The sequence below is a fragment of the Pseudobutyrivibrio sp. ACV-2 genome (genome assembly GCF_900107545.1).
In the GTDB taxonomy this organism is placed as follows: domain Bacteria; phylum Bacillota; class Clostridia; order Lachnospirales; family Lachnospiraceae; genus Pseudobutyrivibrio.
In genome coordinates, this window is the sequence record NZ_FNQZ01000001.1 from 186,229 (window position 1) to 212,597 (window position 26,369).

26 protein-coding genes are annotated in these 26,369 nt (G+C 35.3%); all 26 read left to right on the forward strand.

Annotated features, from left to right (window positions below; all coding sequences use genetic code 11):
* The first annotated feature begins 1 nt into the window (after position 1).
* Complete coding sequence (locus BLV53_RS00870) at positions 2-265, forward strand: extracellular matrix/biofilm biosynthesis regulator RemA family protein (protein ID WP_278335370.1); 264 nt, start codon at positions 2-4, stop codon at positions 263-265.
* The gene (gmk, locus tag BLV53_RS00875; protein ID WP_090296715.1) at positions 258-893 is read left to right on the forward strand and encodes a guanylate kinase; all 636 of its coding nucleotides are present in this window, start codon (positions 258-260) and stop codon (positions 891-893) included. Before BLV53_RS00870 ends, gmk begins: the two co-directional genes overlap by 8 nt.
* A 2-nt stretch (positions 894-895) precedes the next feature.
* On the forward strand, positions 896-1,138 hold the full coding sequence (rpoZ, locus tag BLV53_RS00880) for a DNA-directed RNA polymerase subunit omega (protein WP_090295800.1): 243 nt from the start codon (positions 896-898) through the stop codon (positions 1,136-1,138).
* A gap of 5 nt (positions 1,139-1,143) precedes the next feature.
* Positions 1,144-2,472, forward strand: a complete 1,329-nt coding sequence (gene rimO / locus BLV53_RS00885) for a 30S ribosomal protein S12 methylthiotransferase RimO (protein ID WP_090296720.1) — start codon at positions 1,144-1,146, stop codon at positions 2,470-2,472.
* Positions 2,469-3,011, forward strand: coding sequence for a CDP-diacylglycerol--glycerol-3-phosphate 3-phosphatidyltransferase (gene pgsA, locus BLV53_RS00890; protein ID WP_090295803.1), 543 nt, complete (start codon positions 2,469-2,471; stop codon positions 3,009-3,011). The genes rimO and pgsA overlap by 4 nt, the downstream gene beginning before the upstream one ends.
* Positions 3,011-3,496 (forward strand): CinA family protein, encoded by a 486-nt coding sequence (locus BLV53_RS00895; RefSeq protein WP_090295805.1) that lies wholly within the window; start codon positions 3,011-3,013, stop codon positions 3,494-3,496. The genes pgsA and BLV53_RS00895 overlap by 1 nt, the downstream gene beginning before the upstream one ends.
* Positions 3,493-4,044, forward strand: a complete 552-nt coding sequence (gene rsmD / locus BLV53_RS00900; protein WP_090295808.1) for a 16S rRNA (guanine(966)-N(2))-methyltransferase RsmD — start codon at positions 3,493-3,495, stop codon at positions 4,042-4,044. The genes BLV53_RS00895 and rsmD overlap by 4 nt, the downstream gene beginning before the upstream one ends.
* 4 nt (positions 4,045-4,048) lie before the next feature.
* Positions 4,049-4,537: a pantetheine-phosphate adenylyltransferase gene (gene coaD, locus BLV53_RS00905; RefSeq protein WP_090295810.1), complete on the forward strand. Its 489-nt coding sequence runs from the start codon at positions 4,049-4,051 to the stop codon at positions 4,535-4,537.
* 4 nt (positions 4,538-4,541) lie between these two features.
* Complete coding sequence (locus BLV53_RS00910; RefSeq protein WP_090295813.1) at positions 4,542-5,249, forward strand: hypothetical protein; 708 nt, start codon at positions 4,542-4,544, stop codon at positions 5,247-5,249.
* A 58-nt stretch (positions 5,250-5,307) separates the two neighbouring features.
* Positions 5,308-7,287: a YgiQ family radical SAM protein gene (locus tag BLV53_RS00915; protein ID WP_090295815.1), complete on the forward strand. Its 1,980-nt coding sequence runs from the start codon at positions 5,308-5,310 to the stop codon at positions 7,285-7,287.
* The gene (locus BLV53_RS00920; RefSeq protein ID WP_090295817.1) at positions 7,256-8,191 is read left to right on the forward strand and encodes an RluA family pseudouridine synthase; all 936 of its coding nucleotides are present in this window, start codon (positions 7,256-7,258) and stop codon (positions 8,189-8,191) included. The genes BLV53_RS00915 and BLV53_RS00920 overlap by 32 nt, the downstream gene beginning before the upstream one ends.
* The gene (locus BLV53_RS00925) at positions 8,178-8,708 is read left to right on the forward strand and encodes a Holliday junction resolvase RecU (RefSeq protein ID WP_090295820.1); all 531 of its coding nucleotides are present in this window, start codon (positions 8,178-8,180) and stop codon (positions 8,706-8,708) included. The genes BLV53_RS00920 and BLV53_RS00925 overlap by 14 nt, the downstream gene beginning before the upstream one ends.
* A gap of 214 nt (positions 8,709-8,922) precedes the next feature.
* Positions 8,923-11,871 (forward strand): coiled-coil domain-containing protein, encoded by a 2,949-nt coding sequence (locus tag BLV53_RS00930; RefSeq protein WP_090295823.1) that lies wholly within the window; start codon positions 8,923-8,925, stop codon positions 11,869-11,871.
* Positions 11,872-12,046: 175 nt separating this feature from the next.
* The gene (locus tag BLV53_RS00935) at positions 12,047-13,864 is read left to right on the forward strand and encodes a class I adenylate-forming enzyme family protein (RefSeq protein ID WP_090295825.1); all 1,818 of its coding nucleotides are present in this window, start codon (positions 12,047-12,049) and stop codon (positions 13,862-13,864) included.
* Between the two features lie 15 nt (positions 13,865-13,879).
* Positions 13,880-15,223, forward strand: a complete 1,344-nt coding sequence (locus BLV53_RS00940; RefSeq protein ID WP_090295828.1) for a 1-acyl-sn-glycerol-3-phosphate acyltransferase — start codon at positions 13,880-13,882, stop codon at positions 15,221-15,223.
* Positions 15,224-15,461: 238 nt separating this feature from the next.
* Positions 15,462-17,000, forward strand: coding sequence for a methyl-accepting chemotaxis protein (locus tag BLV53_RS00945; RefSeq protein ID WP_090295832.1), 1,539 nt, complete (start codon positions 15,462-15,464; stop codon positions 16,998-17,000).
* Positions 17,001-17,100: 100 nt separating this feature from the next.
* The gene (gene hisZ, locus BLV53_RS00950; protein ID WP_090295835.1) at positions 17,101-18,090 is read left to right on the forward strand and encodes an ATP phosphoribosyltransferase regulatory subunit; all 990 of its coding nucleotides are present in this window, start codon (positions 17,101-17,103) and stop codon (positions 18,088-18,090) included.
* On the forward strand, positions 18,087-18,746 hold the full coding sequence (gene hisG, locus BLV53_RS00955) for an ATP phosphoribosyltransferase (RefSeq protein ID WP_090295837.1): 660 nt from the start codon (positions 18,087-18,089) through the stop codon (positions 18,744-18,746). The genes hisZ and hisG overlap by 4 nt, the downstream gene beginning before the upstream one ends.
* Positions 18,733-20,025, forward strand: coding sequence for a histidinol dehydrogenase (hisD, locus tag BLV53_RS00960; RefSeq protein WP_090295839.1), 1,293 nt, complete (start codon positions 18,733-18,735; stop codon positions 20,023-20,025). Before hisG ends, hisD begins: the two co-directional genes overlap by 14 nt.
* A gap of 157 nt (positions 20,026-20,182) precedes the next feature.
* Positions 20,183-20,779 (forward strand): imidazoleglycerol-phosphate dehydratase HisB, encoded by a 597-nt coding sequence (gene hisB / locus BLV53_RS00965; RefSeq protein ID WP_090295842.1) that lies wholly within the window; start codon positions 20,183-20,185, stop codon positions 20,777-20,779.
* A 17-nt stretch (positions 20,780-20,796) separates the two neighbouring features.
* The gene (hisIE, locus tag BLV53_RS00970) at positions 20,797-22,077 is read left to right on the forward strand and encodes a bifunctional phosphoribosyl-AMP cyclohydrolase/phosphoribosyl-ATP diphosphatase HisIE (RefSeq protein WP_090295845.1); all 1,281 of its coding nucleotides are present in this window, start codon (positions 20,797-20,799) and stop codon (positions 22,075-22,077) included.
* 7 nt (positions 22,078-22,084) lie between these two features.
* The gene (locus tag BLV53_RS00975) at positions 22,085-23,953 is read left to right on the forward strand and encodes a TIGR03960 family B12-binding radical SAM protein (protein WP_090295848.1); all 1,869 of its coding nucleotides are present in this window, start codon (positions 22,085-22,087) and stop codon (positions 23,951-23,953) included.
* Positions 23,943-24,659 (forward strand): TIGR03936 family radical SAM-associated protein, encoded by a 717-nt coding sequence (locus BLV53_RS00980; protein WP_090295851.1) that lies wholly within the window; start codon positions 23,943-23,945, stop codon positions 24,657-24,659. The genes BLV53_RS00975 and BLV53_RS00980 overlap by 11 nt, the downstream gene beginning before the upstream one ends.
* Complete coding sequence (locus BLV53_RS00985) at positions 24,649-25,518, forward strand: ribonuclease E/G (protein WP_090295853.1); 870 nt, start codon at positions 24,649-24,651, stop codon at positions 25,516-25,518. The genes BLV53_RS00980 and BLV53_RS00985 overlap by 11 nt, the downstream gene beginning before the upstream one ends.
* Positions 25,519-25,538: 20 nt before the next feature.
* Positions 25,539-25,910: a hypothetical protein gene (locus BLV53_RS00990; RefSeq protein WP_090295856.1), complete on the forward strand. Its 372-nt coding sequence runs from the start codon at positions 25,539-25,541 to the stop codon at positions 25,908-25,910.
* 150 nt (positions 25,911-26,060) lie between these two features.
* Complete coding sequence (gene rplU / locus BLV53_RS00995) at positions 26,061-26,369, forward strand: 50S ribosomal protein L21 (RefSeq protein ID WP_028243719.1); 309 nt, start codon at positions 26,061-26,063, stop codon at positions 26,367-26,369.

Below are 26,369 nucleotides of genomic sequence, written 5' to 3' on the forward strand. Positions count from 1 at the left end.
TATGGCTTTTGTAAACATAGGTTTTGGAAACATTATCAATAGCAAAAAAATAGTATCTATGGTAACCTCTGATTCTTCCCCTGCAAAGCGCATAATTGCAAATGCAAAGGAACAGGGCAATATCATCGATGCCACACAGGGCCGTCGCACAAGATGTGTTATTGTGTGTGATTCTCATGTTGTTTTATCGGCTTTAATGCCAGATACAATAGCAGGCAGAATATTAGAAAATAATACCAAGGAGGATTCCGATAATGATGCATGATAAAGGGCTCGTAATCGTCCTTTCAGGCTTTTCAGGTGCTGGCAAAGGAACCATTATGAAGCATTTACTGGAAGCCCATCCAAATGACTACAATCTTTCCATCTCAGCAACCACAAGGGGCATGAGAGCTGGCGAAAAAGATGGAAGAGAATATTTCTTCAAAACTCGTGAAGAGTTCGATGAAATGATCAAAAACAACGAATTGCTGGAATATGCTACTTTCAATGGCAATTCATACGGTACACCTAGAGCATACGTAGAGCAGCTTATAGACCGTAGAAAGGATGTAATCCTTGAAATTGAAATACAAGGAGCGCTTCAGGTTAAGGAAATGTATCCTGACGCTTTATTGCTTTTTACAATGCCTCCGTCTGCAAAGGAATTAGAAAACAGACTTGTTGGACGTGGTACAGAAACCAGTGAGGTTATTGCGCAAAGACTTGCTATTTCCTGCAAGGAATCAGGTTTTATGGACAAGTATGATTACCTGATTGTAAATGACTCCTTAGAGAGAGCTGTAGATCAGGTTCATAATATAATTCAGGGTGAACATTTCAAAGTATCAAGAAACAAAACAGCTATTAGCAAAATGCAAGAACAATTAAAGATGTTTGAAAGGAGTAATTAATTATGATACATCCATCTTATGTTGAACTTATGGAAAAGGTAAATGAAAATGTTGAGGTAGGTGAGGAGCCAGTAGTTAACTCACGTTATACAATTGTTGCTGCAACAGCAAAGCGCGCTCGTCAGATAATTGACGGTGCAGATCCACTTGTAAAGTACAGTAAAATTGACAAGCCACTTTCAATTGCTGTAAATGAGCTTAATGATGGCGTAATCAGAATTCTTACAGAGGATACAAATAACTAATGCCTATGAACGTTTTATTTGTTTCACTTGGGTGCGATAAAAATCTTGTTGATTCTGAACATATGCTTGGTGACCTTATTGATCACGGTTATACAATTTGTGATGATGAGGCAGATGCAGATATTATCGTTGTAAATACCTGTTCTTTTATCGCTGATGCCATGGAAGAAAGTATTCAAAATATCATAGATCTTGGCAGTTACAAGGAAAATGGAAAGCTTAAAGCGCTTATTGTTACAGGTTGTCTTGCGCAGCGCTTTACAGAAAATATCCTTGAAGATTTGCCGGAAGTTGATGCAATAATAGGTACCAATTCTTATGATGAGCTTGTTAAAGCCATAGATGAAGTCCTTGAGAAAAAGGGATATTTGCCAGTTTATAAAAAGGAACTTACTGGTCTTCCAAAAGATGGCAGACGAGTACTTACCACTGGCGGTCATTATGCTTACCTTAAGATAGCAGAAGGTTGTAATAAGCGTTGCACCTACTGCATTATTCCTTATATCAGAGGTGATTACCGTTCTGTACCAATGGAACGTATTCTTGAAGAGGCAAAACAACTCGCGGAGGATGGTGTAAAAGAACTTATCCTTGTTGCCCAGGAAACTACTGTTTATGGCATGGATATCTATGGTCATAAGTCATTACCAGAGCTTCTTAATAAACTCTGTGAAATCGATGGAATCAATTGGATTCGTATTTTATACGCTTATCCAGAAGAAATCACAGACGAGCTCATAGAATGTATGGCAAATCAGCCAAAGATTTGTCATTATATCGATATGCCTATTCAGCACTGTAATGATGAGCTTCTTAGAAAAATGGGACGCAAGACTGATAAAGCTGATATTATGAATATCGCTGCCAAGCTTCGAGCTGCTATGCCTGATATTTCCCTGAGAACTACTTTGATTTGTGGTTTTCCTGGTGAAACTGAAGAAATGCATGAGGAACTCCTACAGTTTATTAAAGATATGAAGTTCGATAGACTTGGGGCTTTCGCTTATTCAAAAGAAGACGGCACAGTTGCTGCAACATGGGACAATCAGGTAGATGAAGAATTAAAACAAAAATGGCAGGAAGAGGTCATGCTTTGTCAAAAGGATATCTCTTTAGCCAATAATAAAAACTACATCGGAAAAACACTTCCAGTTTTCATTGAAGGAAAGCTTCCAGAGGATGGGGTTTTTGTTGGACGTACCTATAGAGATACGCCATCAGTTGACGGTTTTATTTTTGTTAACAGTGACACCGAGCTTACTAGCGGACAGTTTGTTCAGGTAACCGTTACAAGCTTTGATGAATATGACTTAATAGGAGATGTAAAGTTATGAATTTACCAAACAAATTAACACTATTCAGAGTAATTTTAATTCCGTTTTTCGTATTTTTCTTGCTTATTAACCCTGATAATACTGCACTTAGAATTATTGCAGATATCATCTTTATTGCTGCATCCCTTACCGATATGGCAGATGGCAAGATTGCACGTAAATACAATCTTGTTACTAATTTCGGTAAATTTATGGATCCTCTAGCAGACAAGCTGCTGGTTTGTTCAGCAATGATTTGTCTTATTTCTACCAAGCAGCTTTATGCATGGTATGTAATCATTATCATTGCCAGAGAATTCATCATTTCTGGTTTTAGACTTATAGCAGCTGAAAATGGTCTTGTTATTGCAGCAAACATTTTCGGTAAAATTAAGACTACTACTCAGATGATTATGATTATTATTTTAGTTGCAAATCTTCAATTTGGATGGCTCATCGTTCTTGGAGAAATCTTCAAATGGGTTGCACTTATAATGACAATTCTTTCACTTGTAATTTATATTTATCAGAATATCGATGTTCTTAAGGAGCAGAAATAATGGATATTACAGATATTGTAAGCAGGCTTTCTGCAAAAGGATTTACAGTTGCAACAGCTGAATCCTGTACAGGAGGCTTGATTGCAAGCACTATTGTAGATGTTCCAGGTGCTTCTGATTGCTTCAATGAAGGATATGTCACATACTCTAATGAAGCTAAAATGAAAAACCTCGGTGTAAAGGATAACACCCTTATGGTGCATGGCGCTGTCAGTCCACAGACTGTTATTGAAATGGCAAAGGGAGTAAGAAAAAGAGCTGCTTCTGATTTTGGCATTTCAAGCTCAGGCATTGCTGGCCCAGGAGGTGGTTCGCCAAAGAAACCTGTAGGACTTGTCTATATAGGATGTGCCTTTGGAGACAACGAATGTAAGGTTTTAGAGCTTCACTTGAAGGGTAATAGAACAGAAGTTAGAATGGCAGCTACTGAAAAAGCCTTGGAGCTTTTATCAGATTGTCTTCATGAAATCGAGGAATCAAATTGAGAATAATTTCCGGTAGCAGACGTGGTCTTATACTTGAGACTCCAGATGGTCTTGATACGAGACCTACATCTGACAGAATTAAAGAGACACTTTTCAATATGATTGCTTTTGATATACCTGATTGTAATTTCCTTGATTTATTTTCAGGAAGTGGTCAAATGGGCATAGAGGCTTTGAGTCGTGGTGCATCAAAAGCTGTATTTATTGAAAAGGATAAAAAAGCCTTAAACTGTATTACAAATAATCTAAAAAAAGCAAAGCTTGTAGATGATGCTTTAGTTTATTCTGAGGATGTTTTTTCAGGTTTAAACAGATTAAAATCTAATGAGATATTTGACATTATTTTCATGGATCCACCTTATAACAAGCTTATTGAAAAGCAGGTGTTACAGATACTTAAAGATAAGCCTTTTGTAAATGAAGATACATGTATTATAGTTGAGGCTAGTCTTGAAACAGATTTTTCTTACGTTGATGAGTTAGGTTACAATATCACTAAAGAAAAAATCTACAAGACAAATAAACATATTTTTTTGAAAAGAGCGTAATGATATGAGAAGAGCTATCTATCCAGGAAGCTTTGACCCTATTACATTTGGTCATTTAGATATAATAAAAAGGGCAAGCGGTTTGTGTGATGAATTAATCGTTGGTGTCCTAAATAATAAGCAAAAAACACCGTTGTTTTCGATTGATGAACGTGTTAGTATAATAAATGAATTGACAGATAATTTAGACAATGTCAAAGTAGAAAGCTTTGAAGGTCTGCTTGTCGATTTCGCTAAAGAAAAAGATGCACAGGTCATTATTAGAGGTCTTAGAGCTGTAACTGATTTCGAAAATGAGATTCAATTGGCTCAATCTAATAAGGTACAGTACCCAGAGTTAGAGACACTGTTTATGACTACATCTTTACAGTATTCTTATTTAAGTTCTACAGTTGCAAAGGAATTTGCGTCTTACGGGGGAGATATCAGTCTATTCGTTCCATCTCAAGTAATACCCCTTATAGAAGCGAAATTTAAAAATAAGGAGAATTAGAAAAATGGCAAATGCGAGCAAAATAGAAGATATTATTGACGAGATTGAAAACTATATTGATGAGTGTAAGCCATCAGCTTTTTCTAGTAGTAAAATCATTGTAAATAGAGACGAAATTGAAACTTTATTACAGGAGCTTAGAACAAAAACTCCTGACGAAATTAAAAAATACCAAAGAATGATTGCAAACCGTGAGCAGATACTTGCGGATGCAAGGAATAGAGCTGCTGAAATAATCAAAGAGGCAGAGGATCATAATAATGAGTTAGTTTCAGAACATCAGATTATGCAACAGGCGTACGCTCAAGCAAATGAAGTCATTCTTATAGCTCAAAAAAATGCTCAAGAAAAAATCGACAGAGCAACAGAAGATGCTAATAATATCAGAATGGGTGCTATCGCATATACGGATGAGCTTCTTGCAAATATCCAAACTATTTTAGCTAATTCTATTGAGACTACTAGAAGTCACAATGAGGCATTCCTTACTACAATGCAGACATATTTGGATACTGTAGATGCTAATAGAGCATCTCTTATTCCGGATTCTATGAATGAAGGTGTTAATGATCCAGCTGCTCTTGATTCAGGTGCATCTGAGTATTCATCAAAAGAAGAACCTGTAGCTCATAATGAGCAGTCAAACTCTAAAAACGAAGATGAGGATGTTCCAGCATTAGACATTCCTGATCAGTTTTTCAGCAAGGAATAATAAATTTAAGTCTAAGGCATCCAAGTCTTTTGGGTGCCATTTTTATTAAGAGGTTTATATGCAACAATTTTTACCAGTTTCCAAGCAGGATATGAAGGAAAGAGGAATAGAACAGTTAGATTTTGTCTATGTTTGTGGTGATGCTTATGTCGATCACCCTTCCTTCGGGGCAGCCATTATTTGTAGAATATTAGAATTACATGGATATTCTGTAGGAATCATTCCACAACCTGATTGGAAGGATGATAATTCTATAAATATTCTTGGGGAACCTAGACTTGGATTTTTTGTTTCTGCGGGAAACATGGATTCCATGGTTAATCATTATAGTGTTTCCAAGCATCATAGGGACTATGACAATTATTCTCCAGGTGGAAAAGCTGGCCTCAGGCCTGATTATGCCACAATTGTATACTGCAATCTAATTAGACATACATACAAAACAAAGCCTATTATCATAGGTGGTATAGAAGCTTCCCTGCGAAGGCTTGCTCACTATGATTATTGGTCAAATAAAGTTCGACGTTCTATATTGCTGGATTCAGGGGCTGATATCATTTCCTATGGTATGGGAGAGCGCTCTGTAGTTGAAATTGCAGACTGTCTGGCATCAGGAATGGATGTTAAGGATATCACATATATTGACGGTACTGTTTATAAAACCAGAGATAAGTCCTTTACTGAGGATGGAATAATTTTGCCATCTTACGAAGAAATAAAAGCTGATAAAACAACCTATGCTAAAAGCTTTTATACTCAATATGTAAACACCGATGCATTTACTGCTAAAAAATTAGTTGAAACTTATGATGGTGCTATGTTTGTTATTCAGAATCCACCGCAAAAACCTTTATCAAGACAAGAGATGGATGATGTTTATGCCATAGAATACAGGCGAACCTATCATCCTATGTACGAAAAGGATGGTGGTATACCAGCCATTAAAGAGGTAAAGTTTTCTCTGATTAGTAATAGAGGCTGTTTTGGCGGCTGTAATTTCTGTGCCCTCACATTCCATCAGGGTCGAATTATTCAGTCTCGTAGTCAGGAATCAATTATTAACGAAGCTAAACTTATTACTGAAGAGTCTGATTTTAAAGGATATATTCATGATGTTGGTGGACCTACTGCCAATTTTAGAAATCCATCCTGTCAAAAACAGCTTACTAAGGGAGTATGTACACATCGTCAGTGTCTCTTTCCTACCAAATGTCCTAATTTGGAGGTCGACCACAAAGATTATGTAGAATTATTAACAAAGCTTAGAAAACTTCCAAAGGTCAAGAAAGTATTTGTGCGCTCAGGCGTACGCTTTGATTATGTAATGTACGACAAAAGTGACGCATTCCTTCGTGACCTTTGTAAATATCATATAAGCGGCCAGCTAAAGGTGGCACCTGAGCATATTTCTAATAATGTTTTAAGCTATTTAGGTAAGCCTGATATATCCGTTTATAATGCCTTCTGCGATAAGTATGCAAAGATTAACAAGGAACTAGGATTAAAACAGTATTTAGTGCCTTATCTAATGAGTTCACACCCGGGTTCTACTCTTGATGATGCAATCGCTTTAGCAGAATATTTGCGTGATCATCATCTTTCACCTGAGCAGGTACAGGATTTTTATCCTACACCAAGCACTATTTCAACTACAATGTATTATACAGAAATCGATCCTAGAGATATGAAGCCTGTGTATGTATGCAAGAATCCTCACGAAAAGGCTATGCAACGTGCATTAATACAATATAAACGTCCTGAGAATTATGATCTTGTTAAAGAGGCTCTAGTAAAGGCAGGACGCGACGATTTGATAGGCTTTGGAGATGAATGTCTGATTCCTCCTAGAAAAATAAAAGGCAAAGAATATAGAAAAACTGATTCTAAACCACAAAATGCAAAGACTCATTCATCAAAACCACAAGATTCAAAACAAACAAAATTAAATTCTTCAAACAATAAAAATAAAACAGCTAGAAATAATTCTGGCAAACAAAGTAAGGTAAATGAAAGAACTAAGAATAGAAGGAAACGATAGTAATCAGCGTTTTGACAAATATTTAAAACGTGTTCTTCCAAATGCAAGTACAAGCTTTATTTACAAAATGCTACGTAAAAAGAACATTACTTTAAATGAGAAAAAGGCTGATGGCTCAGAGAAATTAAACACTGGAGATGTAATTAAAATCTGGTTTTCAGATGAAACATTTGCGAAAATGGCTGGGGAATCTGAACGAGATGAACTGTATTATACCATTAAAGAACTACCTCATGATATTCAGATAGTTTTTGAAGATGATAATATGATTATCATCAATAAACCAGCTGGTATCAAATCTCAAAAAGATTCACCAAGTGATATATCAATAAATGAAATGGCCATTTCATATATGATTGCCACAGAGCAGCTTTCAGAAGAGAGCTTCAAACATTTCCATCCTAGCGTATGCAATCGACTGGATAGAAATACTTCAGGAATAGTATTATTCGCCAAAAATCTTCACGCAGCACAAAATCTGGGTGAGGCTTTAAAGGAACGTAGCTGCAAAAAGCTTTATAGGGCAGTTGTTTTGGGAAAAATAACAGATTATCAGGAAATAGAGGGCTTTCTATCAAAGGATGAAACTACAAATAAGGTTTCTATAAGTAAAAAAGAATCATCCGATTCAAAACCAATTAAAACAGCTTATAAGCCAATTAAAAATATCGGTGATAAATTTACGCTACTTGAAATTCACTTAATTACAGGGCGTACTCACCAAATCAGGGCTCATTTGGCATCAATTGGACATCCGATACTTGGAGATAACAAATACGGAAATAATAAAATTAATAAAGAACAAAGGGTAAGAGGACAGCTTCTTCATGCATACTCAATTGAGTTTAATGATGGAAGAAAGTTTGTCTGTGAGTTACCAAAGGAGTTTAATGAGTACATTTAAATCACGAGGATTGCGTGGTTCTACATTTGAAGAATTTATAAATAAAACCAATGACGTTTATTCTGACAATGGTCTGGCTCTTATACAAAAGATTCCAACACCTATTACACCTATAGATATGGACAAAAAAGGTCATATCACGCTTGCATATTTTGATCAAAAATCTACAGTTGACTATGTGGGGGCTATTCAGGGGATTCCTGTATGTTTTGATGCCAAGGAATGCAACAAGGATACATTCCCCCTTCAGAATATACATGAGCACCAGATTAATTTCATGGGTAAATGGGAAGCTCAGGATGGGTTGGCATTTATACTGATATTTTTCAGTGAAAGAGATGTTTATTATTATCTGACCTACGAAAAACTAAAAAGCTTTTGGGACAGAATGCAAAACGGCGGTAGAAAAAGCTTTAGAATTGAAGAGTTGGATGAGAAATATTTTTTTGCTACAAAACCAAATCTTTTGGTGCCATATTTAGACATGATTAATATTGATTTAAGTGAAAGAGGCTGAGATTGATCCGGCCTCTTTTGTTATATTATGTGTACAAAATTAAATAAAATAATTCTATATAACAGATGATGCCAAATCATTACCTTTCTTGCCAAAGTGTTGAGACGCAATATGTAACCTGTTATATTTAGTGACCGTAGGGATGAAAGTTCACAAAATGTTAACAATTAATACACAGGATGTTTTTCATCTTATGCAATAGAAAGGAAGAATTATGAAAAAGAATTTAGTAAAAGCCATGTCAGTAGGTCTTTCTACAATCACATTAGCAGGTTCATTAAACGTACCTGTAATGGCAGAAGAGCTTACCAAAAGTGATGATATAAATAATACAACAGAAGCTGGCCTAGAAGTGACAGGTAATACTGCCAAGATAAAGGAATTAAACTCAGCAGCAACAAAGACTATAACAGATGCAAAAGATACTATTGCAGAGATTGAAAATAACTTATCAGATGATGAAAAAAATTCATTGGCTGATGCAAATGAAGCTCTTTCAAATATTGATAAAACCATTAGAAATTTAGATGAAAACAATTCAGCGGCTTCAAAGGCTGTTGAATCATATAACCATACAGTAAATACTGACAATCAGGATATAGTAGCAGGTGATGTTGTAGCAGCACAGAGTGCTAGTGAAGAAGCAAATAATGCTGCTAAAGCAGGCCAGAATGCTTCATTAGAGGTAGCTAAGCAGCAGGCTCAGTTAGCTGATGAGGCTCTTGCAACAGCTGAAGCTGTAAAAGAGCAGGCTGAAACAAAGGTTGAAGCAGCTTCTAAAGCATATGATAAAGCACAGGCTGCTCTTTCAAAGGCAGAAGAAGAGTTAAACGATATTTATGCCCAGTACGGCCTTTCTGCCGGCGAAAAAACAAATTTTTCAGGAGACTTAAAGGTTGCCATTGAAGCTGCTACAAAGGCTTTAGATAAGTCCCAGAATACATGTGATTTAGCTACACAGTCTCTTGCAACAGCACAGACAGAGCTATCAAGGGCAAATGAAGATTTAGATGCTAAAAAGACAGCTGCTGCAAATGCTGAAGCAGCTTTAGAAAATGCTCAGGCAAATAAAAATGCACTTGAAGAAGCAAACAATAAGGCTCAAGCAGCTTTAAACAATGCTATTAGTGCTCATGAAGCCGCTATTCAAAAAGAAGCAGACGCCGATAAGGCTGTAAAGGCTGCAAAAGCAGCCCAGGAAGTAGCTGACAGAAATCTTGAAAATGCAAATAGCAATAAGACTGCTGCTGATACAGAATTATCTAATGCTAAGGCTAATAAAGCAGAAATAGATGGCAAATTAAATGCAGCAAATGAGGAATTAATAAATGCTCAAAATGCTGAAGCATTAAGACTTACAGAAAGCCAGCAAGCTGATAGTGCACTTAAAGCATTTACAGAGCAAGTTAAAGCAGCAGAAATAGAAAAAAGCAATGCTGAGAAGGAATTAGCAAAGGCAAAGTCTGAATTAACAAAGGCTCAAAGCGAATATGCTGCAGCTAACAACTTAGAAGCCATCATAAATACAGTTAATGATAAAAGAAAAAACTCAAGAAAGTTATCTAACAATACAGAAATAGCAAAAAATCTCATTAGATTCTATGTCTACGAAAATAATAAAAATCTTGATCCATCAAATATAGTATTTGAAGAGCATATGGATAACCTTCACTGGGAAGACAACTCTATTATTGCGTATTATATAGATAATAAAGGTAATAAAAATCGTATTGGTATCTATAACTTTGAGACAAAGGGTTATCATGATGAACATGTTGTCGCTTTCTATGAGTACTTTACAGATCATATCAATATCATAGAAAAGGAAACAGAAAAAGGTACCTATGGCGGATTCCTTAACCTTGTTTACTATGCACCAAAATCCAAGGTCATTCTAAATGAGAGAGATTTTGTAAATGGTGAAACTGCTTATCAGGAAGCTACAAAAAATGCTAGAGATGCATACCATAAGGCTGCATCTGACAAGAAAAACAAAGATCAGGATTTGACAGAAAAGAAAAATGCACTTAATGATTACAAGACAAAATCTGCCGAGGCCAAAATCGCTGCCGAGAAAGCTGCTGACAGCTATAAAACAGCAAAGGCTACAGCAGCTAGTGTCCAATCAAAGGTTGATGGCTTGACATCAGACCAGAGCAATGCAGAAGCTGTTATTGCTAATGCTCAGAATAAGGTAAATGCATTAATTAATAGCATTAAAGAGCTTACTGGTATCAAAAATGCCGCTGATGCTTCAATGCAGGAAGCTGATGTAAACCTTGTTCAGGCTAACAATGATAAGGAATTAGCTTTATCTACTTTAACAACAGCTCAAGCAAATAAGACCGCTGCTGAAACAGACCTTTCAAATGCAACATCAGTTCTTGAAAAAACTACTGCAGATAAAAAATTAGCCGATGAAGCAGTTGCAGATGCTATAAACGTAAAAAATTCAAAACAGACAGCCGTTGAAAAACTAACAGCAGCAATGTCTGAGGCCACTAAAAAGCTTGAATCGGTAAAGAAGGCATACGTAAAGATTTTAGATGTTGCTCATGCACTTTTTAATCTTAAGACAGAAAATGAATTTGCAAAGACTGGTCTTGAGGAAATGCAGGCGAACCTAGATACAGTGAATAAACATTATGAAGCAACAAAGAATGCTAGAGATTTGATACAAGATAGTGTTAAAATAGCAATGAAAGAAGCAGAATCTAATAAAGCGAGGTTAAATGCTTCAAATATAGAATCTTTAGATTCGATTTCAAATACAATATCTTCAACTAAAATTGCAAAAAATGACATTGCTGTAGCACTCAAAGATGATATCGTTAACATAGAAATACTTGAGGTACCAATAACAACTAATACAGTTGCAACAATAAGCACTGGTGTAGCAACACAAGAAAATCCTGAAGAAGAATCTTCAACGATTGACACCTTAACAATTGAAGATGAAGCAACTCCACTCGCAGGAAATCAAGATGCTTTTACTACAAAAACTATTGAACATGTAGATGAAACAAAAAATAAATCATCAATTGATGTCTTCCAGAAGCTTTTATTCTCTGCTAATTCATGGTGGGGTTGGATTTTAATTATAGTAGCTGTATTTGTAGGAGGTACTGTATTCCTCAATAAAAAGATTAATTCTGAAGATTAGAATATTATGAAAACTTGTGAGCTACTTAAGAATAAAGCTCACAAGTTTTTTTTGTACCACTTGTATAGTAACTTATCTGCTTGCTAAACAATGAAATTCTATGTAACTTTGATAATTTAGAGCATGTGAGTTAACAAGAACTTTAACAAACTTATTATAATAAGGAGAACACACAATGATTAATGATTCAAAATTAAATGAAGAACTATTAAGAACTATATATCATAAAGATTTATTAGATGGTAAAATTCTAGGTCCTATTCCTAATTATCCTGAGGAAGCTGAAGAGTATTTAAAATACTATACTAAGTCTGAATTAATGTTGAATATGCCATCTAAGACTATGTATCAATATGTTTATGATAATAATATAGGAAATGAACAATTAATTGCCATTTATTATTTTGGCACAAGGATTACTTTTAAAGAATTTTTTAATAAAATAAATCATTGCGCTAATGCGCTATTAAATAATGGAATTAAAATAGGTGATATTGTAACTGTTATAATGCCTAATACACCCGAAGCATTATATATGATATACGCACTAAATAAAATTGGTGCTGTTGCTTCTATGCTTCATCCTTTATCTAGTCAAAATGAAATGAGAGACTATATAAATGAAGAAGAGTCTGATATTGTTTTAGTTATTGATTCATCTTATGAAAAACTAAAAAATGTTGAAAATCAATGTTGTGCTAAAAAGATAATAGTTACTTCTCCAGAAGATTCAATGGACATAAAAACTAAAATAGGGTATAAATTACTTAATATTAAAAAAGGTGAAAAGAAAGTTCACCTTGGCAAAAAAGCAATTTCTTGGAAGTCATTTATGGCTGATGGAAATGATACTAATGTTGCAACAGTTTGTAATGATAAAAATGATTTTTCGATTCTTTTAAGAACAGGTGGCACCACAGGTGTATCTAAAGCAGTTAAATTATCTAATGATAATTTCAATTCAATGGTTGAACAACTAATGACTGCAATAAAAAGTTATAATGCTGGCGATAAGTTTTTATCTATAATGCCTGTTTTTCATGGTTTTGGCTTATGCTCTTCGATTCATTTGCCTTTATCGCATGGTGTAGGTACTATTTTAATTCCCAAACCAGATATTAAGTCTATGGATAAATTATTTAACGAATTACACCCAAATCATATGGTTGGTGTACCAACATTATTTAAAGGGTTTATGAAAGTCGTAAATAATAATATAAGTAATGGTAAATTAAAAGATTTTGATTTGTCTTATGTAAAAAATATAGTTTCGGGAGGAGATGCTTCTGAAGAAGGTTATGTTGATTCTGTTAATAATTTTTTCAAAAAACATGGTTCTAATGCCACTTTAGTTAATGGTTATGGTTTGACTGAAGCGGTTGCTGGAGTTACATTTTCATATGATTCTTGTAGTGAAGGATGTGGTATTCCAATGACCCATAGTAAATTAAAAATTGTTAATCAACGTACAGGTATGCATTTAGAAAATGGTCAAATTGGAGAAATATGTGTTAAAAGTCCTTGTGTAATGCAAGGATATTATAAACATGAAGATGAAACAAAGAATACTATTATAGATGGATGGCTTCACACTGGAGATATAGGTTATATTACAAACGGCATTTTATATTTCGTTCAAAGAAAATCCAATATGATAATATCTAGTGGTGTTAATGTTTATCCTAGTGAAATAGAAAAAATAATTAATATGCACCCAAGTGTTCAAACTTCTGCAGTTATAGGCATTAATCATCCTTATAAACAAGAAGTTCCTAAGGCATTTGTTGTTTTAAAACCTGGATGTATTATGAATGAAGGAATAAAAGAGGAAATAGATCAACTTTGCAGAAGAAATCTTAATAAATATTCGATTCCCTATGAATATGAATTTAGGGATAGATTACCAGAAACTTTATTAGGTAAAATTAATTTAAAGGCTTTAACTGATGAAGAAAAAACTCGTTCTACTATTAAACCAAAAGCTGCGATTTAACCAGGGGGAATAAATATGAATATCGGTATAGATGTAGATGGTGTATTAACCTATTATGAAGAATTCCAATTAAAATATGGTATGAAATATTTTAAGAATATTTCAGAAGACAAAATTGATAAATCTAAACCAGATTTAAGAGATATGTTTGGAGTATCCAAAAAAGATTATAACAAATTTTGGGCTAAATATATTTGGAAATATTGTATTTCTGAACCCATGAGAAAAGATGCATCAGCAGTTATTAATAGATTAAATGAAGAAGGTAATAAAATTTATATTATAACTAGTAGAGCTCACGTAACCGAAAGTGGATTTATGGGAAAGCTTTTTAGAAAGATGTTATTAGATTGGTTAAAGAAGAACCATATAAATTATGAAGCAATTGAATTTTGTAGAGAAAAAGGTAGCGAAATTGATAAAGTTGAGGCGTGCCAAAAGTATAATATTGATGTTATGATTGACGACCAAGTTGAAAACATTATTGAAACATCTAAAGTCTGCAAAACAGTATTTTGTTTTCATAGTGACTATAACAAAGAAGTTATAGGAGATAATCTTCGTCGTGTATATAATTGGAATGATGTTTATGATGAAATTCATAAATTAAATAACAAAGAATATTTTTCAATAAAACCAAATTCTACTATATCTCAAATGAGTAGAGACGAAAAAATAAATTATTATAACGACTTAAAGACATATATTTATAATTTACCATTTGATACTAAAAAATATGATAATGAAGAAAAATTCTTTATGAAAATTGCCAAAATAGGTATTCCAATCTTTAAATTATGTTTTCATCCTAAAGTTTTTGGAAAAGAAAATATACCTAAAGAAAAAGGATATTTATTGGTTTCCAATCATAATAATTATTATGATCAATTTCCTATAATCTCTGCATTAGGTTGTGATTATCCTATTCATTTTTTAACTGCAACAAAAATGTTAAAATTAAAACGTGGCGGTTTATATTTAAAAACAGGTGTTGTATCCGTTAACAGAGAAGATGAAGTTGATAGAAAAAATTCTTCATTAGAAATCAAAAAAATATTATCACATCAAAGAAATGCTGGTATTTTCCCAGAAGGGAGAACTAATAGAGAACATGCATTCTTATTAGATTTCCATCCTGGAGCTGTAGCTATTGCTCGTGATGTTGGATGTCCTTTATTGCCAATTTCTGTAAATGATAATTATTCAAGAAAAAAAGGTGATTTATGTGTAAGGTTTGGAAAACCAATTTATATTAGTCCAGATGCTGATGTAATTGAAGAAACTGCCAGATTAAAATCTATAATAGGTGATTTGAAACAACAAAACATAGAATATTGCGAAAAACAAAAAGCCTTATAAAGAAAACTTCTAACAAACATTAGCAAATAGATTCACAAACATAATAATTTCAATAAAAAAGCAGGTTTTGAAAATATCTCAAAGCCCGCTTTTTTCATTATTTACCTAATATTTATGCAAAAAAGTCAGTTTCTACCAAATTATATTGTACCCCCTCTATATTTAAGCGTAATTTAACACTTTAGTCATAAACAGTTGATAGAATAAATTTATCACTTATGAAGGAGGGGTATAAGTAATGGGTGGTAAAAAATCAGCTTTTGAAGTATATTTGTCAGCAGTTTTTAGATGGGGAATTATTGCTCTATGTGGTGCATGCATGTTTGCTACATGTATGTTTATTACAGAAAAACTGTTAGGCTTTTATCAGACTATGCCTTGGTTAGCTGTTATTTGCTTTGCACTTATGGACGTTTGTTTTTTAATTTCAGGTTTGCTGATTTTAAAAACATCATTTGATGAAGAAGGTTATTTATTACCTGGTAAATTGCAATTAGGAAAGATATTCTGCTCAGCCGTTTTAATCATTCAGTGGACATACATCGTTTATATGTGTCCAACAAGAAATTTCTGGGGATTTTTAGCATTCTTCCTCACATTAATCGGGTTCTTCTTAGACATTAAGCAGCTGCTGGCTACTGGTATAATTTGCCTTATATCTCTAATCAGCGGATGGGTAGTTCGTGGCAGCGCCTTATTGCCAGCAAAAGATGAATTATATGTAACTGATATTATAATGTGTTTGGTTGGTTTACTTATCTCTCTTGCAGGTATAACATTATTTGTTTTCTTTGTTTCATATTTTCTTGTAAATGCGAAAAAGGATGAACTTGAAGAAAACAACCGAAAAGTTGTAGGCGTTATGGAGGCTGTTAAATCTATATCAGAAAAGATGGTTACGGCAGGTTCTACGCTTCTTGATATTGCATCTGATGAAAGTGCATCAGCAGAAGAGTTGTCTGCTACAAGTGACGATCTTGTTGAAAGCAGTAATTTACTTGGCTCAAAAGCAGATGAAAGTATGACAAACCTTTCAGAGCTTAGTGATGTTGAAAGTATTGTTGTAGAAAACGTAGAAAAGGTTGAATCTACTTCAGATAATCTTCTTGTTAAATCAAATGAGAATGAGAAATCTTTAAATGATTTGCAAGGCATTAACGCAGAAGTATCAGATTCCATGGCTGCAACTACTGAAGTAGCAGATCGACTTTCAAAGGCTGTAGAAGAAATTGGTACAACACTTGAATTAATTCAAGGCATTTCTTCTTCAATCAGCTTGCTTGCATTGAATGCTTCTATTGAGGCAGCCCGCGCAGGTGAAGCAGGAAAAGGCTTTGCAGTAGTTGCTACAGAAGTCGGCAAGCTTGCCGAAAGTACATCAAGTTCTCTAAATGATGTTGGTGCTGTAATTGACCGAGTTCAAAATAACGTAAAGGAAATAACAAGTCAGGTTGAAAATAATGCATCTAAACTTGAAGAGCAAAATGAGCAATTCAAGAAAGTATTTGATGATGTGAAAAATATGAGTGTTATGCTGAATGAATCTGTAGATGCTGTTTCTGAAATGAATAAAGCTATTAAACGTCAATCAGAGATTATCAAACAGACTGTAGATATCAATCAAAATATTGCTGAAAGTATTAGAGATGAAAATGAACAGTTCGTATCTATTAGAGCAATGGCAGAAAGCAACGCGAAAAATACTGAAGAAGTTGCTGTTCAGGCCAAAACTATCAATGAAATGGTAGATGAAATAAGTAGACTATTAAATAGCTAGTAGTAATTTAAATAAGCCTCGAAGCCCTTGTTGACTTCGAGGCTTCATTAAAGTATAATGACTTTAGTTCTTTATCACACTAAAGTGCGAGGTACGGAAAATGAAAAATCTTACATTACACACTCCAGAAGGAGTAAGAGACATTTATAACAGTGAATACGAGCAGCGTTTAGATGCACTTTACAAACTTAGAAAGTGTTTTAAAGACTCTGGTTATTCGCCAATTTCAACACCTACTTTTGAATATTTTGATACTTTTTCAAAAGAGGTTGGGTCTTGTAAATCAAATGAAATGTTCAAATTTTTTGACAGAGATGGAAATACTCTTGTGTTAAGACCAGATATTACTCCATCTGTTGCTAGAGCAGCAGCCATGTATTTTTCGGATACAGATGATGCTGTAAAGCTGTCATACGAGGGGAATGTTTTTATAAACTATCATAGCCTTCAGGGGCGTCTTAAAGAAAGTACTCAGGCTGGTTGTGAATTTATCGGAGACAGCTCGGCAAATGCGGATGCAGAGATTCTTACCATTGTTGTAAATTCTTTAAAGGTACTTGGCCTAAAGGAATTTGAAATCGGCGTAGGACATATCGATGTTGTGAGAGGTCTGATTGAGGCTGCAAATCTCTCTGAAGATCAAGAAGAAAAGCTTATCAATCTTATTTCAAACAAGAATTTCTTTGGAGCCAAAGAGCTATTAGAGCAAAATAATGTAAGCAAGGGATTAATCGATTTATTTGATATCACTGGCAAAATCATGAACTCGCCAAATGAGTGGGCTCCATACCTTGAAAAGGCTAAAAAATATAAAAAGGTTTATGATGCCCTAGAATATCTCACAAAGCTTTATGAATTACTTAATAAAAACGGAGTCATGGAATACATTTCCTTCGAGCTTGGAATGATTTCCGAATACAAATACTACACAGGTATCATTTTTACAGGATATTCTTATGGTGTTGGTGAGCCTCTTGTAAAGGGCGGAAGATACGATTCACTTTTAAGCCACTTTGGCAAGGATTCACCTGCCATTGGCTTTGCAATTACTGTTGACCAGTTGATGTTAGCGCTTAGGAGACAATCATGAGTGAAGATAGATATTTAACCTTTGCCCTGGGAAAAGGGCGACTAGCAAAAAAAACATTAGAGCTTTTTGAGAGTATTGGTATCACATGTGAGGAAATGAAGGATCCTGATACCAGGAAGCTCATTTTTACAAACGAGGAGTTAAAACTTAAATTTTTCCTTGCAAAAGGCCCAGATGTGCCTACATATGTAGAATATGGCGCAGCTGATATAGGAGTAGTAGGTGAGGATACTATTCTTGAAGAAAATAGGAATATTTATGAGGTTTTAGACCTTGGCTTTGGAAAATGTCGCATGTGCGTATGTGGACCAGCTGAGGCTGCAGATTTATTAAAACATCATGAGCTTATTCGCGTTGCCAGCAAATATCCAAGAATAGCTAAAAACTATTTTTATAACAAAAAAAATCAAACAGTTGAAATCATAAAACTTAATGGTTCAATTGAGCTTGCACCTATCGTTGGCCTATCTGAGGTCATCGTAGATATCGTAGAAACTGGTTCTACACTTAGGGAAAATGGTCTTGTCGTACTAGAGGAGGTTTGTCCTTTATCTGCAAGAATGGTAGTAAATCAGGTTTCTATGAAAATGGAAAATGAAAGAATTACAAAGCTTATTGAACAGCTAAAGGGAGCATTAGAAAATGAAAAAGCTTAAGCTTACAAAGGACACAATCAACAATATTTTAGAGACACTTCTTAAAAGAAGTCCAAATCAATATACTGAATATGAAGCCACTGTTACAGATATCGTAAATACGGTAAGAGAAAAAGGTGATGAGGCAGTATTCGCATATACGAAGCAATTTGATGGAGCTGATATTAATGCATCAAATATTGTAGTTACAAAAGAGGAGATAGAAGAAGCTTATTCTTTAGTTCCAGCAGAACTTATTGAGGTCATAAGAAAAGCTCTTGTAAACATTGAAAGCTATCACGCAAAGCAAAAGCAAAACAGCTGGTTTACATCAGAGGAAGGCATTATTTTGGGACAGAAGGTGACACCTCTTGCTAAAGTAGGTGTATACGTTCCTGGTGGCAAGGCTGTATATCCTTCTTCAGTACTTATGAATGTAATGCCTGCAAAGGTGGCCGGTGTTGGATCTATTTATATGACTACACCATGTAATAAAGAAGGAAAAGTAAATCCTAGCACACTTGTGGCGGCTAACGAAGCAGGTGTTGATGTAATCTACAAATGTGGTGGCGCACAGGCAATCGCAGCTCTTGCTTTTGGAACAGAAAGTATTGCAAAGGTTGATAAAATCGTAGGACCTGGAAACATATTTGTGGCACTGGCTAAAAAGGCGGTTTTTGGTTATGTTTCAATCGATTCTATTGCAGGCCCTTCAGAAATATTGGTTTTTGCAGATGAAACAGCAAATCCTACCTATGTTGCAGCTGATTTATTATCACAGGCAGAGCACGATGAGCTTGCATCAGCAATTCTTGTTACTACATCAGCAGAGCTTGCAGACAAGGTTGAAAGTGAAGTTGAAAGATTTGTAAATATCTTATCCAGAAAAGATATCATTCAAAAATCTCTTGATAATTTTGGATATTTGCTTATAGCTGATGACAAAAAAGATGCCATCAAATGTGTAAATGCAATAGCTTCAGAGCACTTGGAAATAGTGACTGCAAATCCATTTGAGGATATGACCTACATTAAAAACGCAGGCGCTATTTTCCTTGGACAGTATTCTTCAGAACCACTTGGAGACTATTTTGCAGGACCAAACCATGTGCTTCCAACTAATGGAACAGCCAGATTTTTCTCACCACTTTCAGTAGACGATTTTATTAAAAAATCAAGCATAATTTCCTACTCAAAGGAAGCTCTTGAGGCTGTATATCCTGATGTTGTAAAATTTGCAAATAACGAACAATTGACAGCCCATGCAAATTCTATAAAGGTTCGCTTTGAGGATATCTAATAATTTTTTGACTTAGAAATTCACCTCGTCAAGAGGGTTCCTTTAATAAAAAAAGTGAGCGAATACTGTGTATTTTGTACAGGGCTATTTGCTTTAAAATATGCACTTATTTTTGTATAATTATCAATGGTGAATTCATAAGAAAAGGATGCTAATTATGTCTGAAGAACGCAGATCAAAGGTTGCTAGAAAAACAAAGGAAACAGATATAACAATAGATTTTTCTATAGATGGAAATGGAGAGTGTCAGGTCAGCTCCGGCATAGGCTTTTTTGATCATATGCTGGATGCTTTTGCGCGCCATGGACTCTTTAATCTATCAGCATCTATAAAAGGTGATTTACAGGTGGATTGCCATCACACCATAGAAGACACTGGCATTGTTCTTGGAAATGCAATAAAAAAAGCTTGTGGAAGCAAGCTTGGAATGAAGCGATATGGAAGCTGCATACTTCCTATGGATGAATGCCTTGTACTTGTAGCGGTTGACTTATGTAATCGTCCTTATTTTTCTTATGAGGCTCAGTTTCCAACAGAAAAAATTGGATACATGGATACTGAAATGGTGAAGGAATTTTTCTATGCAATTTCATATTCAGCAGGTATGAATTTACATATCAAAGTCCTCACTCCTGGTAATTCACATCACATGTGCGAAGCCATGTTTAAGGCTTTCGCAAAGGCTTTAGACGAAGCCACAACTATTGACTCCCGACTTAAAAATCAGACCATGAGTACAAAGGGATCAATCTAATCAAAGGAGCTAAAATTATGGAGCACAAGAATATAGTTGCCACCATTTATTTAAAGGATGGCATGGCAGTCAAAAGTCCTACCGAACTAGATGACAAGCAGGACGTACTAGAATTAGCCTCTGTTTACGATGACAGTGGCATTGACAAAATCATCTGCTATGATTTATCTACAGATGATGAAGAACATGAAAAAAACATTTTAGCTATTAGAGAAATCAATCGTAATGTTCAGGTAAAGACAGCAGGTGGTGGAAATATTAAGCGTCTTGAGGATGTTAAAAAATTCCTTTATGCAGGCTGTGTTGAGGTAATCTTAAATGGGTCAAAGCCTGAAACAAACGACTTAATAAAAGAAGCAAGCGCACGTTTTGGATCACAGAAGATGCTTGTAAGTCTTGCTACAGTGGATTTCCTTTTCAAGACAAAGGATTTCCTTAAGGACAATATTCACGAGCTTCTTATAATGAATACTACATTACTTGAGGGACTTGAGAATATCACAGATATTCCTTATATCGTTCAGGTAGATGAATATAATTTCGATTACATTGCAAAGATTTTAAAATCAGAAAGTATTCGTGGAATATCAGGTAATTTCCTGAATGACACAGGCTTTGATATAATGCAAATGAAGAGTGAACTTTCTGACCTTGGTATCAAAATGGATAATTTTGAACCAAAACTTTCATGGGCAGATTTAAAACCAAATTCTCATGGACTCATCCCAGCAGTAGTTCAGGATTTCCAAACAGGTGAAGTATTAATGCTTGCCTACATGAATGAGGAATCCTTCAATACAACAATTCGAACAGGGAAAATGACATATTTTTCTCGTTCACGTCAGTCTCTTTGGGTAAAAGGAGAGACAAGTGGACATATCCAGTATGTTAAGTCATTGACTGCTGACTGCGATTTTGATACTATTTTGGCGAAAGTTTCTCAAGTTGGAGTTGCATGTCATACTGGCGCACCTAGCTGCTTCTTCAACGAAATAGTCAAAAAGGAGTACATTGAGCGTAATCCACTAAAGGTTTTTGAGGATGTTTATGCTATTATTGCAGATCGAAAGGAACATCCAAAGGAAGGCTCCTACACAAATTATTTATTTGACAAGGGCCTTGATAAAATCCTTAAAAAAGTGGGTGAAGAGGCTACAGAAATAGTTATCGCCGCTAAGAACCCTGATTCAGAGGAGACCAAATATGAGATTTCAGATTTCCTGTATCACATGATGGTTCTCATGGTAGAAAAGGGTGTTACTTGGGAAGATATTACATCTGAGCTCGCTCAAAGATAATTATTATATGAAAAAACTTGCTTTACCAGACGATATTTTGATGCAAATTGACAAGCCTGCACGTTATATCGGCAATGAATTTAATAGTGTAAAAAAGAATCCTGCTGACGTAGACATCAGATTTGCTATGTGCTTTCCTGATGTCTATGAAGTAGGTATGTCTCACCTTGGTATAGCTATCCTTTACGATATGCTAAACAAACGTGAAGACACATACTGTGAAAGGGTATATTCGCCTTGGCCAGATTTGCATAATCTGATGAAGGAGCGCAATATACCTCTTTTTGCGTTGGAATCACAGGATGCCATAAAGGACTTTGATTTTATCGGTATGACACTTCAATACGAAATGTGTTATACAAACATTCTGCAAATATTAGATTTGGCAGGGGTGGCTCTACTGTCAAAAGATAGAGAAAACAACGATCCTATTATCGTTGTTGGTGGTCCTTGTACTGCTAATCCAGAGCCAATTGCAGATTTTATAGATATTGCATATATCGGAGAAGGTGAGACCAGCTACCCACTTCTTCTTGATTTATATAAAGAGCATAAGGCTAAAGGTTTCGATAGAAATGCTTTCCTTCATGATGCTGCAAAGATTCCTGGTATTTATGTACCAGCATTTTATCAGGTCACATATAAAGAAAGCGATGGCACAGTAGAAAGCTTTAAGCCTATCTATGATGATATTCCAGAAAAGATAGAGCGTCAGGTTGTAAAGGACATGGACGCATCCAGCTATCCAACAAAAATGCTGATCCCATTTGTCCGTGCTATACAGGATAGAGTAGTTCTTGAAATCCAGCGTGGATGTATTAGAGGCTGTCGATTCTGTCAGGCTGGAATGATTTACAGACCAAATCGTGAAAAATCAGTTGATATTCTAAAAGAGCAGGCTAAAGAGCTTTTAGCATCTACAGGACACGAGGAGATTTCACTTAGCTCTTTATCTTCATCAGATTATCACGCTCTTGGGGAGCTTATGGATTTCCTTATTGATGACTGTCTTTCTGAAGGTGTTAATGTTTCATTACCGTCTTTACGTATTGATGCCTTTTCACTTGATGTTATGTCAAAGGTTCAGGATGTCAGAAAATCCAGCATTACATTTGCCCCTGAAGCAGGCTCTCAAAGAATGCGTAATGTAATCAATAAGGGACTTACTGTTGAAGATATTATCGGCGGTGCCACACTAGCATTTAAAGGTGGCTGGAACAAGGTTAAATTCTACTTCATGCTTGGTCTTCCAACAGAAACAGATGAGGATATGAAGGCGATTCCACGTCTTGCAAACGATGTGGCAGCAGCATATTATGACACAGTTCCAAAGGAGCAACGTCAGGGAAGATGCCAGATAACCATTTCTACATCCTTCTTTGTTCCAAAGCCATTTACACCATTCCAGTGGGCACCTATGTACGAAGCAGGAGAATATCTCCGTCGTGCCAAGGTTGTAAATGACGAAATGAAGGCTCAGCTCAATCAAAAGTCTCTTAAATACAATTGGCATCATTCTGATGTTACTGTACTTGAGGGTGTATTTGCCAGAGGCGATAGACGTCTTTGTCCTGCCATTTTAGATGCATACAATAGCGGCTGCTTCTTTGATGCCTGGGGCGAATATTTCGATTTCGACAAATGGCTTGCTGCATTTGAAAAGAACAACATTTCAATAGATTTTTATGCATACCGTCAACGTGATTTAGATGAAATATTCCCATGGGATTTCATTGATTGTCATGTTTCAAAAGAATTCCTTAAGAGGGAATGGAACAATGCAATGAACGCCAAGGTTACGCCTAACTGCAAGATGGGCTGTAGCGGATGTGGCGCTATGAAAATCGGATCGGGGGTATGTCATAATGCGCGCTAGAGTTAAATTTGCCAAAACTGGCATCATGAGATATGTAGGTCATCTGGACCTTATGAGATTTTTCCAGAAGGCCGTAAAGAGAGCCAATCTTCCTATCAGATATTCTGAAGGCTTTAATCCTCATCAAATTATGTCCTTTGCCTCACCACTTGGCGTAGGACTTACTTCCGAAGGCGAATACATGGATATCGATTTAAAGGAAAAGGTGGATGCTTCAGAAGCTCTTAAGACATTAAATGAAAATATGGTAGAAGGCCTTGAAATTACTGGCTTTAAATATTTACCAGATGATGCTGAAAAATGTATGTCTGCAGTTACAGCTGCAAGCTATATCGTGACCTACAAAGATTCAAAGGATGATGCCTGCTACATTGACAATATCAACGATTTAAAGGAAAAATTCTTTGATGAGGCTTCTTGTATTAACATTATCAAAAAGACAAAAAAGGGAGAGCGTGAGCTTGACCTAAAGCCACTTATCTATCGTTTTAATTTAATTATTAAAAATGGTGTCCCTAAATATGATTTTCTTTTATCTTCAGGTAGCACTGATAATATAAAGCCAGAGCTTGTAGTTAAGGCTTTCCATGAATTCATTGGTCTTCCAGAGTTTGATGAATTATCACTGGATATTAAGCGTTTAGATATGTTCACAGGGGAGCCTGACCACTTCATTTCTCTTGGAGATATAGGGGATGAGCATTAAAAAAATAGTCATTACAAATGGAATATATCAGGATAAGGAGCTTCGGCTCCTTGTTTCTTTTGATGATTGTGATAAACCGGTTGATTTGATTAATCTTGATATTACAAAGGTTGGTACAGTCTGTGAGGCTACAGTAGAAAAGGTCTTAAATGATATTGATGCCTGCATCCTTAAATTATCTACCGGAGATAAAGGATTTATTGAAAATAAAAAGCTAAAACCTGAATCATTTACTGTCAGACACTCAGAAAAAAAGCTTGTATGCCAGGAGGATAAATTCTGGGTAGAAATCACGCAAGACAGAAAGAGTACGAAACCATATTCCTGCAACTTTATTGATGGTAATATAGAAAAAAAGGATTCTCTGGATTATTATCTTTCTATAATTGATGGCACTCCACAGATAATATCGGATATTCCTCTACATTTTCACGAAAAATATCAAATAGAGGAATATACTGATACTACAATATCCCTATGGGAGTTATATGGTTTTACATCAATAATAAATAGAGCTACCTCTAAAGTCGTTCATCTTAAAAGTGGTGGTAACATAATAATTGAACCTACAGAAGCTTTAACGGTCATTGATGTTAATTCCTCAAAAAGCTATGGTAAATCAAATCCTATGAAAACAAATACTGAAGCTATTGAAGAATTAGTCCACCAGCTTAGACTACGTTCTATTTCTGGTATAATAATCATAGATTTACTTAAAGTTTCAAAGAGCAACCAGGATGCTCTAATTGAAAAACTTAAAATACTCAGTAAAAATGATGTTTCAAAAATATACATTCATGGCTTTTCAAATTTAGGCTTGCTGGAGATTACTAGAAGTCGCATGTTTTCACCATTTTAATTTTATGGGGGGTATTGCTTATGGATATGAACGAGATTATTCAAATAGTTCAAAACAAAGCTATCGAAATAGCAGATGAAGAAATTGTAAGCTACAACAATAAGTATCCAGAAATTAACTTTACACCGGATGCTAAAAATGCTGTAAAGATACGTGCCACATCACAAATGACCCTTCAGCTTAGCAAATTCAAATTCAACAAAGCTGATGAAGAATTTGAAGCTCATTTTACGGAATGGTTTAAAACGAATGAGGAAGAGGACTTGCGTAAAACCTGTCGTCATTGCTTAGATGATGAGGCTAACAAAATTCGTCATTCTTCTGACAAAAATCTCAGTTCACTGGATGCATATCTAAAAAAGCACTTGGGAGACATTCATCAGATAGATTAAATTTTCTTAATTTTGTGTTCAATTTAGATTGACGAAGTTGATTTCCTGTGTTACTATACATGAGTATGCCGCACAGTGTGGTTTAGTAAGTGTGTTTCATCACGAGACACCACCGAAACTGGCGAGTAATGATAAAAGGAGGAACAACCCATGTACGCAATTATTGCAACAGGTGGTAAGCAGTACAAAGTCTCTGAAGGCGATATCATTACCATTGAGAAGCTTGGCGTTGAAGCTGGTGAGAAGGTTACTTTTGATCAGGTTCTTGCTGTTAGCGACAAGGAGCTTAAAGTTGGCGCACCTACAGTAGAAGGCGCATCAGTAGAAGCTTCTGTTGTTAAGGAAGGCAGAGGTAAGAAGGTAATCGTTTACAAGTACAAGAGAAAAACAGGTTACCACAAGAAGAACGGCCACAGACAGGCTTTCACACAGGTTAAGATCGAAAAGATTAACGGCTAA